The 14,382-nt window shown below is 59.1% G+C and carries 13 protein-coding genes and 1 riboswitch; of the genes, 4 read left to right on the forward strand and 9 right to left on the reverse strand.

What is annotated here, in order from left to right:
* Window positions 1-57: 57 nt before the first annotated feature.
* Both G8764_RS20170 and G8764_RS20175 read left to right on the forward strand, forming a co-directional pair.
* The gene (locus tag G8764_RS20170) at window positions 58-510 is read left to right on the forward strand and encodes a DNA polymerase III subunit chi (protein ID WP_166167395.1); all 453 of its coding nucleotides are present in this window, start codon (window positions 58-60) and stop codon (window positions 508-510) included.
* A gap of 114 nt (window positions 511-624) precedes the next feature.
* Window positions 625-1,299, forward strand: a complete 675-nt coding sequence (locus tag G8764_RS20175) for a hypothetical protein (protein WP_166167398.1) — start codon at window positions 625-627, stop codon at window positions 1,297-1,299.
* 380 nt (window positions 1,300-1,679) lie between these two features.
* Here the strand turns inward: G8764_RS20175 and G8764_RS20180 are convergent, their stop codons facing one another.
* The 5 genes from G8764_RS20180 to msrP all read right to left on the reverse strand — a co-directional run bounded on the left by G8764_RS20180 (window position 1,680) and on the right by msrP (window position 7,601).
* Complete coding sequence (locus G8764_RS20180) at window positions 1,680-3,470, reverse strand: sugar phosphorylase (RefSeq protein ID WP_166167401.1); 1,791 nt, start codon at window positions 3,468-3,470, stop codon at window positions 1,680-1,682.
* The gene (locus tag G8764_RS20185; RefSeq protein ID WP_166167403.1) at window positions 3,467-4,693 is read right to left on the reverse strand and encodes a glycosyltransferase family protein; all 1,227 of its coding nucleotides are present in this window, start codon (window positions 4,691-4,693) and stop codon (window positions 3,467-3,469) included. The genes G8764_RS20180 and G8764_RS20185 overlap by 4 nt, the downstream gene beginning before the upstream one ends.
* A 43-nt stretch (window positions 4,694-4,736) precedes the next feature.
* Window positions 4,737-5,609, reverse strand: coding sequence for an HAD-IIB family hydrolase (locus tag G8764_RS20190; RefSeq protein ID WP_166167406.1), 873 nt, complete (start codon window positions 5,607-5,609; stop codon window positions 4,737-4,739).
* Window positions 5,610-5,942: 333 nt separating this feature from the next.
* Window positions 5,943-6,566, reverse strand: coding sequence for a protein-methionine-sulfoxide reductase heme-binding subunit MsrQ (gene msrQ / locus G8764_RS20195; protein ID WP_166167409.1), 624 nt, complete (start codon window positions 6,564-6,566; stop codon window positions 5,943-5,945).
* Between the two features lie 21 nt (window positions 6,567-6,587).
* Window positions 6,588-7,601 (reverse strand): protein-methionine-sulfoxide reductase catalytic subunit MsrP, encoded by a 1,014-nt coding sequence (gene msrP, locus G8764_RS20200; RefSeq protein WP_166167412.1) that lies wholly within the window; start codon window positions 7,599-7,601, stop codon window positions 6,588-6,590.
* Window positions 7,602-8,040: 439 nt separating this feature from the next.
* On the opposite strand from msrP, the gene G8764_RS20205 reads away from it, so the two are divergent.
* The gene (locus G8764_RS20205) at window positions 8,041-8,517 is read left to right on the forward strand and encodes a ferritin-like domain-containing protein (RefSeq protein WP_166167415.1); all 477 of its coding nucleotides are present in this window, start codon (window positions 8,041-8,043) and stop codon (window positions 8,515-8,517) included.
* A 180-nt stretch (window positions 8,518-8,697) separates the two neighbouring features.
* Here G8764_RS20205 and G8764_RS20210 read toward each other — a convergent pair whose 3' ends face one another.
* From G8764_RS20210 to G8764_RS20225, 4 genes are all read right to left on the reverse strand, one after another.
* Window positions 8,698-10,197, reverse strand: a complete 1,500-nt coding sequence (locus G8764_RS20210; protein WP_166167418.1) for a cobyric acid synthase — start codon at window positions 10,195-10,197, stop codon at window positions 8,698-8,700.
* The gene (locus tag G8764_RS20215) at window positions 10,194-11,147 is read right to left on the reverse strand and encodes a cobalamin-binding protein (protein WP_341806429.1); all 954 of its coding nucleotides are present in this window, start codon (window positions 11,145-11,147) and stop codon (window positions 10,194-10,196) included. The genes G8764_RS20210 and G8764_RS20215 overlap by 4 nt, the downstream gene beginning before the upstream one ends.
* A gap of 97 nt (window positions 11,148-11,244) precedes the next feature.
* Entirely contained in the window at window positions 11,245-12,114 is an 870-nt protein-coding gene (locus tag G8764_RS20220; protein ID WP_166167421.1) for a heme ABC transporter ATP-binding protein, read from the reverse strand.
* Entirely contained in the window at window positions 12,114-13,127 is a 1,014-nt protein-coding gene (locus G8764_RS20225; RefSeq protein ID WP_166167424.1) for a FecCD family ABC transporter permease, read from the reverse strand. The genes G8764_RS20220 and G8764_RS20225 overlap by 1 nt, the downstream gene beginning before the upstream one ends.
* Window positions 13,128-13,479: 352 nt before the next feature.
* Window positions 13,480-13,656: riboswitch (cobalamin riboswitch) on the reverse strand.
* A gap of 276 nt (window positions 13,657-13,932) precedes the next feature.
* Between G8764_RS20225 and G8764_RS20230 the strand changes: the two genes are divergently transcribed.
* Window positions 13,933-14,322: a PilZ domain-containing protein gene (locus G8764_RS20230; protein WP_207952000.1), complete on the forward strand. Its 390-nt coding sequence runs from the start codon at window positions 13,933-13,935 to the stop codon at window positions 14,320-14,322.
* Window positions 14,323-14,382 lie beyond the last annotated feature (60 nt).

Below are 14,382 nucleotides of genomic sequence, written 5' to 3' on the forward strand. Positions count from 1 at the left end.
ACCGCGGTGGCGCAGCAGTAAAGCTACCGCCAATTGAGTGGCCACTATCGAACTTTTATGACCAGCATAGATTTTTACGTCCTCCCCCATTCGTCCATGGAACAGCGGCTTGATTTTGCCTGCCGCTGGACGCAAAAAGCGCTGCGCAACGACCACAGCGTCTACGTCGCGGTCGACAATGAAAAACAGGCGGACTACCTGGACCGGTTGTTCTGGCAGTTTTCGCCCGACAGCTTTGTGCCCCACGACTGCGAGGGCAAGCCGCAACTGCAAGCGCGGGTAAAGATAGGCTTTGGCGATGACTGTGGCGACTTTCACGACTGCCTGGTCAATCTAAGCCAGCAGGTGCCGGGCTATTTCAGCCGCTTCCAGCGCCTGGCAGAAATCGTCTGCCAGGAAGAGAAGGTACTGGCCAACACCCGCCAGCACTACAACTTTTACCAGCATCGCGGCTATCCCATCGAGACCCATCGCCTGCCCGACAAGCGGGCCGATACAGCGCGCCCCTAGCAAGCCCAAACCGAGAGCAAGCCCAAACCGAGAGCAAGCCCAAACCGAGAGCAAGTCCAAACCGACGGCGAGCCCAACCCGACAACCCCAGGATTAAACAGGATCGAGCCACCCATGAATTCCGACACCCACAACAGCAGGGCAGCACTGCTGGGAGAACTGGAATCCCTCAAACACTTGCTGAACGGCGACAGTGATACAATAACCGAATCGGCGGATAAAAGTGCAGCCAGCGAACCCGACAGTACAGCGCCCGGTGCGCTGCCAGGGCAGCAAAACCTGTTTGACCGCCCCCCGATTGACCAGCCGCAAACACTCAGCGCGCTGGCGCTAGCGACGCCTGCTGACGCCAGTGGCGCACCACTGGAGGAGCCCGAAGCTCCCGAGTCAGAGCCACTGGCCACGGCCAGCAGCGAAAACCCCTTCCTGCCCGAGCACATGCGCACTCGCCTCAATACCGAACGGCCACTGCTGGAGGCCATTCGCCAGGCCGTGACGAATGGCGCTGGCGAGCAGGCCGGCGGCCCTCTTGCCAATCTGGAGCTGGCCAACCTGAGGCTCACCAATCCCGAACTTGCCAATCCCGAACTTGCCAATCCCGAACTTGCCAATCCTAAAATGGCCAACCCGGACCTGCAGCCAGCCGCCGCTCAACCTTTATCCGAGGCCACCATCAGCGCTTATGTCGACGAGATTGTGCAGCAGTGGCTGCCTAAAATTGAAAGCGACTTGCGCCAGCGGCTACGGCAATCGTTGCAGCAGCCTGAAGCGCCGGCGGTGAAAAAATAAGCCGTGCAGGTGCGGCCGCGAAAGTGTCGGACAACTGGAAAGCGCCGCAAAGCTGCATAATACCAACCGGTGGCGGGAAAAGGCTCACTCTTGTAGGACATCTCCCACACCCGGCTGTGCCTTTCTCCACTGTTCAACCTCCCCCAAATAAAGCACCATAGCAACCGTACACGGAGGTACAGAAGGATGCTCTCGCAGGCCATGTAAGGCCACTGGACGCCTGGGGCGATATTAAGGCGGCAAACACAGGGATAACGTCAGGAACGACAATATTACGCAACGTAATAGGTTAAGGGTCAGGGAACTTACACAGACCAATCGGTGATGGATCACAAAAAGCGGACACGACTCCCGGTTGTGTCCGCTTTTTTGTGCCTGCTTCAGCCCTCCCGATTCGTGATCCAAAGTGTTTGGTAGGGCGCCATGGTGTAGGCTTCGGTCCAGCCCGGCATCACCTCGCCGCTCAACAAATCTTTCCACTCATCGGTGGAGATAAGGTTGATATCCGACATCTGCAGTGAAATCTCTTCGCTGCTGATGTTGCTGATGCAGAAAATACTCTGGCGACGACTCTGGGACTGGCGCCAATAACCAAACAGCTGCCCGCCCAAATGCAGGGTGAACTGGGTGGCGCTGGGGTGGAAGGCCGACTGCTTTTGACGTATGGCCAGCAGGCGTTTCATCTCCCCAAACACCACCGCATGGGATGACTGCGGATCGGCCAGCGCTTCCTCCAGCTTGTCGTAGGGCCACTGGTGCCGGTTGATGGCGCGGTTATGACCGCTGTGCTCCATGCGCACGTAGTCATTGCGCGTACCCAGCATGCTGTGGACGTAGATACCTGGAATCCCCTCCAGCCCCAGCATAATGCTGTGCGCACAGAGAAAACGCGCGATGCCCAGGTCATCCTCACCGGCCACCGTCCCCTTGAGGGCGTCGAACAGGGAGATGTTGATTTCGTAGGGCTTGTTCTCACCGCTGTCCAGCGCCCGCCAGGAAATTCGGCCACCAAACGACTGCAGGGTATCCACCAGGGTGGCGGTCTCCTCATCGCTGAGCAAACCCTCCACCGGCCGCAGGCCCACGCCGTCGTGGGAGGCGATAAAATTGAAATAGGTGGTGCCGTTTTGCGCCGGCGGCATGCTCATCATCCACATTTTCAAGTGATGGCAATCACCGGTGACCAGGGTATTGATCAGCAGCGGCGGCAGGGAGAAGTTGTAAACACAGTGAGCTTCGTTGGCGTTGCCAAAGTAGGAGAGGTTTTCCCGGTTGGGGATATTGGTCTCGGTAATGATCACTGCCTCGTTTGCAGCGTGCTCGATCAGCAGGCGAAACAACCGCACCAGCCCGTGGGTTTCTTCCAAATTAATGCTGGGCGTGCCGGGGATCTTCCATAAGAAGGCCACCGCATCAAAGCGAAAAATGCGCACGCCCATATCCAGATACTGGCGCACAATGGAGACAAACTGCTTCAGCACCGCCGGGTTGGCGAAATTCAAATCCACCTGATCATGACTGAATGTGCACCAGACATGCTGCAGCCCGTTGACCGTTTCTGTCTCCCGCAACAGCGGGCTGGTGCGCGGCCGCACCACCTGGCTGAGATCATCACTGGGTGAGGCGGTAAAAAAGTAATCGTGGCCCGGCCCCTCGCACTTCTGGAAATTATCAAACCAGAGACTGCGGCTGGAGCAGTGATTGATTACCAGGTCGCTCATCAACCGGTAGTGGGCCGAGATATCCTGGATATCCTGCCAGCCACCCAGGGCCTCGTTAACGCTGGAAAAATCAATAACGGCAAAACCGTCGTCCGAACTGTAGGGAAAGAACGGCAGAATATGTACGCTGTTGATCAAGCCTTCGCAGTGCTCATCGAGAAAATGCTTGAGTACCTTGAGGGGTTTTTCACCGCCCTCCTCGGCCGGCAAAAAAGTATCGCCGTAGGTAATCAACACCACATCGCGCTGCGTCCAGGGGCTGTGGTGCGGCTTGGGCTCTTGCAGCTCTGTATCCAGCCGCATGATCTCAATCAGCTCCGCCGCCAGCTCCGGGTAGGACATCGGCAGTTCGGTATTGTGGTAAATAAGTGCCAGTTGGTGTTCCAGCCCGACCCTGAAACGTGCAAAGGCTTCCGGGTCGATGGTTGGCTGGGTATTGGACTGGGTCATAAAGCCATAAACTCCTTGTAGTCGTCTTCGACCGCCCGGTGCAAGCGCTCGAGAATATCCGGTTTGGCGCTGATAACCCGATTCCAGCTGGGAATAAACGGAGTATCCATTGGCCCGTCCAAAAACGCCTTACCGGCCTGCATGATATTGTGCGCGAACAGCTCCACCGCTTTTTCTTCCTGGTGAATATCCAGCGACAGCCCGTTCATGATGGCATCATTGTTGTAGGTTTCAACAAAGTCCAGCGCAATGCGGAAGTAACTCGCCTTCAGGGTGCGGAAGGTGCCCTCGTTAAAGCAGATACCGTGGGTGGCCAGCTTGCGGAACAGGGCCTTGGAAATATCGATCGACATTTTCGACAGGCCTTTATCGGCATCGTCGAATGACAGGTCCTGGTGCTTGTGGTCGTAGGTGTCGGCGATATCCACCTGGCAGAGACGGTTGTGGGCGTAATTGCGGTGCATCTCCGACAACACACCGATTTCCAGGCCCCAGTCACTGGGGATGCGAATATCGTTGAGCACATCCTTGCGGAAGGAAAACTCGCCGGCCAGGGAGTAGCGGAAACTGTCCATATACTGCAGGTATTCCAGCTCGCCAAACACCTTCTTCAAGGCGCGTAACAGCGGCGTCACCAGCAGCCGGCAAACCCGGCCGTTGATCTTGTTGTCAGCGACCCGGGCGTAGAAGCCCTTACAAAATTCGTAGTTAAAGCGCGGGTTGGCGATGGGGTAGATCAGGCGCGCCAGCATTTCCCGGTCATAGGTGACAATGTCACAGTCGTGCAGCGCCACCGCCTCGGATTTCTTCGAGGCCAGGGTATAGCCCATGCAATACCAGACGTTGCGCCCTTTGCCCAGCTCCTTGGGCGCGAGGTTAAGGTCTTGCAATTCGGCATCCAGGGCCTGCAGGCGTGGCCCCTCGTTCCACAGCACCCGGTGGTGCTGGGGCAAGCTGCCAAAGAAATCCAGCGCGTAGCGATACTGGTCGAGGTCGGCGCGATCCAGGCCAATAACAATCTCCGCCAGGTAATCCGCTCCCTTGAGATGCTCGATAATGTTCGGCAGCGCCTCCCCTTCCAGCTCGGAGAAAAGCGACGGCAAGATCAGCGACATGGGTCGTACCCTGGCGAACTGGCGCAACTCGTTTTCCATATCCTCAAGCGGTCGATCCGCAAGGTTATGCAGTGTTGTCACAATCCCGTTTTGATAAAAATCAGCCACTGTGCACCTCTCTGTTTAACTATGATGTTGTTGGTATAATGAATTATTCCCCGGTGGGGTTGGCGGCCAACTGTGCCAGCCAGTAATCGACTCCCTCCACCCAGCCCTCCGGGCCGTAGCCGCGGGTAACATAAACGTTGTCGCTGCCACTGACGGTTGGAGGGGCGTGACTGGGCGAGCGAATTACCACCGCGCAGTCGGCCTGCTCAAGCATATCCACATCGTTGTGGCTGTCGCCCAGCGCCAGTGACACCCACTGCCGTTGCGGCTGGGCCTGTTGGTAGCAGGACACCAGCCAGCGCAGGGCGCGGCCCTTGTCACTCTGGCCCGCCACGTGGACAAAGCGGCCGCCGCGCAGAACCCTGGCACCGCGCTCGGCAAACCAACGGGTAAATTCCTGCAACACCTCGTCACTGGCCAACCACTGCAGCGGCTCACCGTAACCCCGGTCGCGGGCGCGTTCCGCTTGCGCCAGCGACAAACCGGTAAGCTCCGCCACCCTGGCCACCGACATGGCGGCAAAGTGATCGAAAGCATTGGGAAAGGCTTGCTTGGCTTGCTCCAGCAGCCCCAGCCAGTGACTGCGCGGCGGGCAAAATTCAAATACGTCGTAATCGCCCCGGCGCACACAACCTGGCGGCAACTGGGCAAAATAATCTCGCGGCAGATAAACCGCAGCGCCATTTTCCACGATAAACGGGCTCTGGTTGCCCAACTCATCCCGCAACTCAGCCACTTCCGCCAGCGTCTTGCTGGTGCAGAGCACCACCGGTACCTCCGCAGCGGCGAGTTCGGCCAGGCGCGGCACGGCAGCGGCGTAACTGTAGCTGTGGTGATCGAGCAGCGAACCGTCGAGGTCGGTAATAATCACCAACTGCATGCTGTTGCTGCTGCTTTTGCTACTGCTGTATGCCACGCCAGTTTCTTCCCAAGCTAGTTACTTCCCACAATATTAGTTACTTGCCACAATATTCGTTACTGGGCTCCAGAGTGGATTTCCGAACGTCCCCGTTTTGTACTGGACTCGATCCAGTAACCGGGCTTGCACGATCTCTTCCATTCACTGAGCAATTACCGTGCCCGCACTGGCCACATCACGGCTTGGTAACGGATTTTCAGGGTTAAAGCGCATCAAAGCACCAAAATAGAGCGCCACTTTACAGGGGTGCCCGAAACAAGAGCACTGTGACTTTGCCTCGTAGACAAAAATCTCGCCCGACCAACGGGCAAAGGAAATTTTCAGCCGGATTTACCCGGGCCAACTGAAAGGGCGTCGCAGTTGGCGACCGCGTGTTGCCAGCAACACCAGGGTGATCGCCAGGTAAATCATCGGCTCGGTGATGTCGGCTTTCACCGACCAGGTAAAATGCAGGCACACCAGCAGGACCGCGATATAAATCCAACTGTGCAGGAGTTTCCAGCGCCGGCCCAGCGCCCGCACCAGCGGCGGTATAGAGGTAATCGCCAGCAGCAGCAGGATAATAAACGCGCACAACCCCACCACGATATAGGGCCGCTCGGTTAACTCCTCGGCAATCAGGGGCCAATTGAACTGCAAATCGAAGGTCAGGAAGTTGACCAAGTGCGCCGCGGCGTAGGTAAAGCAGTAAAGACCCAGCAAGCGCCGCACGCGCACCAGTCGCCCCTGGTGGCTCCAGCGGCTCAGCGGCGTCACCGCCAGGGTCAGCAGCAACAGATTGAGTGCACCGATACCGGTAAAATGGATGATGGCTTTGACCGGGTCGCCACCCAATTGATCACTGAAACCCAGATAATAGACCCGCAACAAAAAGAACAGACACAAGCCGTGAATCAGCAGTTTCAACAACAGCACGTGACGATCGCTCATCACTCTGGTTTTCGGCACGGGCATAAACGGCGGCGCTCCTCGGGTTTAGAAATACTTGCGCAGGTTCATGCCGGCGTAGAGGTCCGCCACCGCCTCGCCATAACCGTTAAACATCTGTGTGGGGATACGCTCATCACTGCCGAGACCGCCGCGAGTAATACGCCGCTCACTGGCCTGGCTCCAGCGCGGGTGGTCCACCTGGGGGTTCACATTGGCGTAGAACCCGTACTCATTGGGGGCGGAAATATTCCAGGTGGTGGCCGGCTCCCGCTCCACCAGCTTTATCCCGACGATGGATTTGATGCTCTTGAAACCGTATTTCCAAGGCACCACCAGGCGCACCGGGGCGCCATTTTGCGGGGGCAGGGTTTTGCCGTAAACGCCCACCGCCAGAAACGTCAACGGGTGCATGGCTTCGTCCAGGCGCAGGCCTTCGATGTAAGGGTAGCGGATACCACCGCCGAGAAAGCGATTGCCCTGGCCCGGCATCTGGGCTGGATCGTGCAGGGTTTGGAAAGCCACATAGCGCGCCGCAGAGGTCGGTTCCGCCTGCCGCAACAGGGTCGCCAGGGGATAGCCCACCCATGGGATCACCATCGACCAGGCTTCCACACAGCGCAGGCGATAGATACGCTCTTCCAGTTCAGGGGCGAACAGTGCGTCGTAATCCAGCTGCAGCGGCTTGTTCACCGCACCACTTACCGTCAACTGCCAGGGATTGACCTTAAAGCCCTGGGCGTTGGCCTTCGGGTCATCTTTACCGAGTCCGAATTCGTAAAAATTGTTGTGCCCGGTGGCTTTGCTTTCCGCGGTCATGGTTTCAGCGGTGGAATATGGGGAGCGGATAGAGGTCAACGGAGCCTGCTGAAACTGGGGCCCGGCGGGCTTATCGCCAGAGCTGAAGAAATCCAGCAGGCCGGCGCTGGCACTGCTGGCCAATAAGCTGCCGGCGCCGAGGAAACCCATTTGCTGCAGCAGCCGGCGGCGGTTGTAAAACACGGCTTCGTCGGTCACTGCCGCTTCGGTCAAATCGTAGGATTGTTTGGATTTTAACAGCATAAGCTGGCTTGCAACCTCTTTACCGTCGGTGGGTACAATATCGATAGGTACGTTATCGGTGAATACAACAGTCTGTTTACGCAGCAACGGCCGGATTGCGCCACTGCCGGTAAAACACCTGGAAATTAAAGCTCTTGGAAAATACTCGTCGGCCAGCAACGGCAGACTGAGAATATGACCGTGTATGCTGCTTCAGACCCTATTCGGCGATGAGAGTTCGGCTCTGGGAAAATGCGCGACAAATAACCTGCAAAAATATCAAAGTTGCTGCAAAGACTAATTGGCTATCAGCGGCCCCCGCTGTCATCGCGCCGGGTTTCTCCCGACAACAACAGGTATATACTCGGCGCTATGGTGGCAATCGCAGCTGCGCTATCGCTATACCTGCACCTGATATACATCGACAGCGGGTGCAGCCACAACAGGGAGACGGATAACAATGAGAACTGAACTGCCCAACCAGAAACAAATCATCGAAAAACTCAATCAAATTCTCGAACATGAATTGGCCGGAGTGGTGCGCTATACCCACTACTCCTTTATGATTTTTGGCTTCAGTCGCATCCCGGTGGTGAGCTGGTTTCGCGACGCCGCCAACGAAACCCTGCTGCACGCCACCGAAGCAGGCGAGATGATCACCCTGCTGGGCGGCCACCCGTCACTGGCGATTGGCAATCTGCTGGAAACTCACCAGCACGACATGGCAGAGATCCTGAAGGAGTCCATGGACTTTGAAATCAAGGGGGTGGAGTATTACCGGCAACTGCTGACCCTGGCCGAAACTGCCGAGTCCATCACCCTGGAAGAGTACGCGCGGCAAAAAATCGCCGAGGAGGCTGTGCACATCGGCGACATTGACAAGATGTTGCGTCGCCCGGGGGACATCAAACAGGCGATCAAAGCCGAAGCGCCCTGATAGGGTGACCGGGCTTACGCGCTGTGGTCAATCGCCTGACGTCGTGAGCGGGAAGCATCTGTTAATGGCGGTCTTGTGCAAGACCGCCAGGTTAAAGACTATCTTCAAGGCTGGTTAAGGCTGGTTAAAGACATTTTTATAGCCGGTTAAAGACTTTTTATAACTGGTTAAAGACTCTTTTCAAAGAAAGCCCAGCTGCGACCAATCCAGCGCCGCTTCCACGGCATCGGCGAGGCGATCCACTTCCGCGCTTTTTAACGCCTCGTAGTCAAATTCCGCCTCGACCTCGAGGCCGGCCCACTGCAGCAACGCCTGCAGTGCCTGAGGGCGGTCAAACAGTCCGTGCCAGTAGGTGCCGAGCACCTGGTTGTCGGCGCTGATGGCACCGTCCGTGAATTGGGTGCCATCGGCGTCGGCAAACGCCAGCACCGGGCGTTGCAATCCGGCTCCGGCAGTAACACCGGCGTGAATTTCATAACCGCTGACTTCGGTTTGACCATCCCAGAGCAGGCCGCTGCGGTTGCGCAGTTGTTTGTGCGGCCGCAACTCGGTCGTCACCGGCAACCAGCCCAGGCCGGCCTCGGCCGCGCAACTGCCCTCGATGGCGAGCGGGTCGCTGACGTTCTCACCGAGCATCTGGAAACCGCCACAGATGCCCATCAGCTTGCCGCCGTAGCGCAAATGACGGCGAATCGCCTCGTCCCAGCCCTGCTGTTTCAAGTGTTGTAAATCCGCAATCACACTTTTGCTGCCGGGTAGGATAATTAAATCTGCGGCGGGGATGGCTTGCTGCGGGCCGATAAACCGGAACTCCACCTGCGGGTGCAGGCGCAGGGCGTCGAAGTCGGTGTGATTGCTGATCCGCGGCAGCGCCGGCACGATGACCTGCAGCCGCCTGGCTTCATAGCCCGGCGCGGCCACAGTGTTGGCGGTGATGGCGTCTTCCGCCTCCAGGTGAAAACCCTGCAGGTAGGGCAGCACCCCCAGCACCGGCTTGCCGGTTCGCTGTTCCAGCCAGCGCAGCCCGGGGTTAAGCAACTCGATATCACCGCGAAAACGATTGATGACAAAGCCGACCACCCGCGCCTGCTCCGACGGCGACAACAACTCCAATGTGCCCACCAAATGGGCAAAGACACCGCCCTTATCGATATCGGCGATAATCACCACCGGGCAGTCCACCGCCTCGGCAAAGCCCATATTGGCAATATCCCGATCGCGCAGATTGATTTCCGCGGGGCTGCCCGCCCCCTCCACCAGAACCAGTTCATAGCCGGCCTGCAGGCGCCGAAAGGACTGCAGTACCGCTTCCATAGCGACCTGCTTGTAGTCGTGATAGAAGCTCGCCTCCATATTGGCCACCGCGCGACCGTGAATAATCACCTGGGCGCCGGTATCGCTGTTGGGCTTCAGCAATACCGGGTTCATATCGGTGTGGGGCTGCAGCCCGGCGGCAAAGGCCTGCACCGCCTGGGCCCGGCCGATCTCGCCCTGGTCCACGGTAACGGCACTGTTGAGCGCCATATTTTGCGATTTAAACGGCACCACCCGGCGCCCGCGGCGGGCGAAGATTCGGCACAGGGCGGTCACCAGGGTGCTCTTGCCCGCGTCCGAGGTGGTGCCCTGGATCATCAATGTGTGTGCCGCCGCAAAGGAGCTGCGCGTAGGTATTGTGCTCATGGCCGCCTCCCATAGTGATCCCGGGCCGCCTGCAAGTGTTCACACATCAGCCGTGCTCCCTCGATAATGCGCGGAGTATGGCGCTGCAACACGTCCGGCGGGATAAACTTTAGTTGCCCCTCTTGCACCGCTTGCAGACTGGGCCAGCGGTGCCAGTCGTCGAGCCACTCGGGGCGCTCCTGGGCCATGCCGCTGGCGATGATAACCTGGGGATTGAGCCGCAGGATCGACTCGACACTGACCTGCGGTGCCAGCGCCGTCGCCTCGGCAAATATATTGCGTCCGCCGCAGAGGCGCATCACATCGCTGATCAGGTGCTCGCCGTTGAGGGTGCGCAGCGGCTCGTTCCACATCTGGTAAAACACGCTGATGGCGGTTTCGCGGGAATAGCGCTGGCGCAGCTCTGCCAATGCCCCATCGAACTGGCGCCGGGCCTCAACCGCTGCCGCCGAGCCAGCCAGCAGGCCAATTTGTGCCATCGCCCTGCCGATATCTTCCAGCTGCCGCGGCTCCGTATAAAACACCGGTATTCCCAGCGCCTTGATCGGGGCAATTCGCTGGCTGCCGTTACCGGAATGCCAGGCCAGCACCAGATCCGGCTTGAGGCGTGCGATCGATTCAATGCTGAAATCCTTGTGACTGCCGACCCGGGGGATCTGCTGCGCTGCCACCGGATAGTCGCTGAAGCTCACAGCACCCACCAGTTGCTCGCCGGCGCCCACCGCGTAGACAATCTCGACCAGGCTGGGTGCCAGGGCAACGATGCGACGGGCCGGTTGACTAAGGCTTACCCGGTTGCCCAGGTCGTCTTCCACCACCACCTCTGCTAACGCCCGCGGTGCTGTCAGGGCGGCTATAAATAGGGGGCACAGCAGCAGCGGGCAAAGCAATAACCGCAGCCACAGGGGGCCCATCAAACAGGCGACCTTCACGCCATTGACTCCAAACACAATACTGCTCTCACTTTAATCGACTCACAATGCTGCTCTCCAAAGGTGAGGCTCCATTTATTGCGCCCGCTTACCGAGCACTGGCGCCGCTGCGTGTTCAACTCAACAGCCAGGGGCGGCCGGTCAGGGGGTGCTCGACCCGGTGGAAGGTCACCTGGAATACTTCGCGCAGCAGGTCTTCGCGCAGCACCTCGTCCGGGCTGCCCACGGCGTAGATCTCGCCGCAGCGCATCAGCACCATTTTATCGGCGCAACTGGCCGCCAGGTTCAAGTCGTGCATGGCTAGCAACACCGAACATCCGGCTGCGGCGCGCTGGCGCAACAGGGTCATCAGCATCTGCTGGTGGGCATAATCCAGCGCCGAGGTGGGCTCGTCCAGGATCAGCAGGCGTTCAGCCGAGCCTGCCTGTCCGGCATCGCTCTCACCGCTACTTTCACCGCTACCCGCACCGCTGCCCTCGCCTTTGCCCGCACTTTTGCCCCCTCTGCCGCTTTCGCCCTCGGGGGCTTGCCACACTTGCGCCAACACCCGCGCCAGTTGTACCCGCTGCTTCTCGCCACCGGAGAGGCGGGTGTAAATCTGCTGGCTTAAATAACTGGCGTCCACCGCCGCCAGTGCCTGGGCGACGATATCCCAGTCGATGGCCACGCCGGTGGCGTGGGGGGTACGCCCCAACATCACCACTTCTTCCACGGCATAGGCAAAGCTGAGACTGGAGTGCTGTGGCAGCACCGCCATGCGGCGTGCCTTTTGCGCCGGGCTGTAGCTGCCCAGGTCGCGCCCGTTAAAATGCACCGCACCTGCACTCGGCGGGATTTCGCCGCTGGCCACTTTCAGCAGGGTGGACTTGCCGACACCATTGGGCCCCAGCACGACCGCGACTTCTCCCGCCGCAATTTGCAGGTTAATGGCATTGAGTATGGACAGCGAATCGTACTGCAGCTGCACATTGTTTAATTCCAGCATCAGAGATCTCCGTGCCGACGCTGCTGGCGCAGCAGGGAGAGAAAGAAAGGCGCCCCCAGCAGCGCGGTCACCACCCCGATGGGCAGTTCACCCGGGGCCAGCAAGGTGCGTGAGGCGGCGTCCGACAACATCAGCAAGATGGCTCCGGCAAGCATGCTGCAGGGGATCAGCCAGCGGTGATCGGGGCCGATCAATAGCCGGATTATGTGCGGCGTCACCAGTCCGACAAAGGCGATGGTGCCGGTAAATGCCACACAGATACCCACCGCCAGCGCCACCAGCACAATCATTTGTACTTTTATCCGATCCACATCGATCCCCAGGTGACGCGCTTCCGACTCCCCCAGCAGCAGGGCGTTGAGAGCCCGGCTGTAGCGCGGAAAGGCGGCCAGCAATCCGGCCACCAGCGCAGCTGCCAGCAGAACCCGGGGCCAACTGGCGCTGCCCAGCGAGCCCATTTGCCAGAGACTGATCTGGCGCAGCATGTGATTGTCGGCGATAAAACTGAAAAAACTGTTGAGCGCCCCGGCCAGGGCACTGATGGCGATGCCCGCCAGCAGCATGGTAGCCACCGAGGTCCCGCTCTCACTGGCGGCCAGCCGATACACCACTGCGGTGGCCAGCATGGCACCGACAAAGGCACCCAGCGCAATGGTCGATACGCCGATCAACTCGTGGGAGCCGAGCAGGCCGGCGCCCAGTACGATGACAAAACTCGCACCCGCCGAGGCGCCACTGGTGACACCAATCAGCGAGGGGTCCGCCAGCGGGTTGCGGAACAAGCCCTGCATCATCACTCCGGCCACCGCCAGGGTAGCGCCGACAATGGCGGCCATACACACACGCGGCATGCGAATTTGCGCCACAATCAATTCGTTAGACACCAGCTGCTGACCGGAGGCGGGAAAAAACGGCAGAATAATCTCCGGCCCCAGCGCCAGCCCGCAGGCGAACACCAGCGGTGCCAACAGCAGCAGTAGAACCGTTAAATGGCGGGGCGATTGGCGCTGCATCCATCAATACCGAAAGGCGCCGGTGACAGGGCAAACGGGCAGTCTGGCAACCGCTGCCAGGCCCGGGCAGGCGAGCCTGCCGCCAGCGTGTGGGGAGAGTGAATATGGGCGGTTCTGCATCATCGTATTCCTCGCGCCCCTGCGGTTACAGAAGGCAAAAATGCTGCAGGCCCGCGGCGCTGCAGTCATCCGGCAGTCAGGTCATCAAGAGTGAGAGGCGAGAGGGTAAAATGTGGCGCCAGCAGTGTGTCTCTGGCCAATGCCCGGCGCATGATTCGAGTTGTAACAACCCGGGGTGCAAGCCGACAGGGGTTTCCACAGATAAAGCCCTCCGCTTCATCGTTGCACGCAGTTAGCGCTATTATTGATGGCCGGTATCGGGCTTGGCGTCGCTGTCCCGGGGCAGCCGACACATCACCGTTGCGGGGGCAGCGTTGGTTTTGCAAGCTTCTGGCCTGCGCACCACTCTTCCCGTTTAACCCCTCTGCCGCCCTGAGGCCGGCGCAGGAGCACCACAAATAATGGCGGGCAGGGTAAGAGGCGCCTATTCATTAGTCAAGTTTTATCCTGTCGCAGTGGCCGGCACATTCAACTGCCAGGGCAAATACCGGCGCTTACAGCAGGCGGCCTATGGTAGCTGGTTAATCCGGGCACAGCGAATACTGGCGCTGCAAACACTGGCGTAATGCTGACGGGCGTCCTACACTGGGTATAACTGAAACCGGGGAAACTGCAGCCAGTAAAGCTGTGGTTTTTCAGCCCGGCGCGTTATGGCAGCGCCGCGCAGCCCAGGAAAGGCTCGCTGATGGACGTAAATATTGAGCGACGACGCTTTAGTCGGGTGCTGTTCCACACCCCCGTAGCCCTGCATCAGGGTGAACAGGCATGGCAGTGTCAATTGCTGGATATATCCCTGCATGGGCTCTCGGTAAGCAAACCGAAACACTGGCCCGCCGCGAGTAGCGCACCGCTGCACGCCAGCATTCAGTTGGCCGACGACACCCTGATCCACATGCGGGTCTGCCTGGCACGCCAGAGCAGCCGGCAATTGGGGTTCGCCTGCGAAGACATTGACCTGGACAGTATCGGCCTGCTGCGCCGGCTGCTAGAACTCAATCTGGGTGACGCAGCCACCTTGCAGCGAGATTTATCCGAATTGGCCTCACTCCGGCCCCCGGACGGAATTGTAAATTGACATACCCCGCCCATCCGGAGATCATCGGGTGAGGGTAAGGAAATCGATCTCCAGCAGTTA

Origin of the sequence: Pseudomaricurvus alcaniphilus (assembly GCF_011440395.1) — a bacterium.
Lineage (GTDB): Bacteria > Pseudomonadota > Gammaproteobacteria > Pseudomonadales > Cellvibrionaceae > Pseudomaricurvus > Pseudomaricurvus alcaniphilus.

What these genes read in the sequence shown, in the direction of transcription:
- G8764_RS20210 (WP_166167418.1), bottom strand. Translation starts at nt 10,197, where the DNA reads ATGAGCACAATACCTACGCGCAGCTCCTTTGCGGCGGCACACACATTG.
- msrQ (WP_166167409.1), bottom strand. Translation starts at nt 6,566, where the DNA reads ATGCCCGTGCCGAAAACCAGAGTGATGAGCGATCGTCACGTGCTGTTG.
- G8764_RS20230 (WP_207952000.1), top strand. Translation starts at nt 13,933, where the DNA reads ATGGACGTAAATATTGAGCGACGACGCTTTAGTCGGGTGCTGTTCCAC.
- G8764_RS20220 (WP_166167421.1), bottom strand. Translation starts at nt 12,114, where the DNA reads ATGCTGGAATTAAACAATGTGCAGCTGCAGTACGATTCGCTGTCCATA.
- G8764_RS20170 (WP_166167395.1), top strand. Translation starts at nt 58, where the DNA reads ATGACCAGCATAGATTTTTACGTCCTCCCCCATTCGTCCATGGAACAG.
- G8764_RS20180 (WP_166167401.1), bottom strand. Translation starts at nt 3,470, where the DNA reads ATGACCCAGTCCAATACCCAGCCAACCATCGACCCGGAAGCCTTTGCA.
- msrP (WP_166167412.1), bottom strand. Translation starts at nt 7,601, where the DNA reads ATGCTGTTAAAATCCAAACAATCCTACGATTTGACCGAAGCGGCAGTG.
- G8764_RS20205 (WP_166167415.1), top strand. Translation starts at nt 8,041, where the DNA reads ATGAGAACTGAACTGCCCAACCAGAAACAAATCATCGAAAAACTCAAT.
- G8764_RS20175 (WP_166167398.1), top strand. Translation starts at nt 625, where the DNA reads ATGAATTCCGACACCCACAACAGCAGGGCAGCACTGCTGGGAGAACTG.
- G8764_RS20225 (WP_166167424.1), bottom strand. Translation starts at nt 13,127, where the DNA reads ATGCAGCGCCAATCGCCCCGCCATTTAACGGTTCTACTGCTGCTGTTG.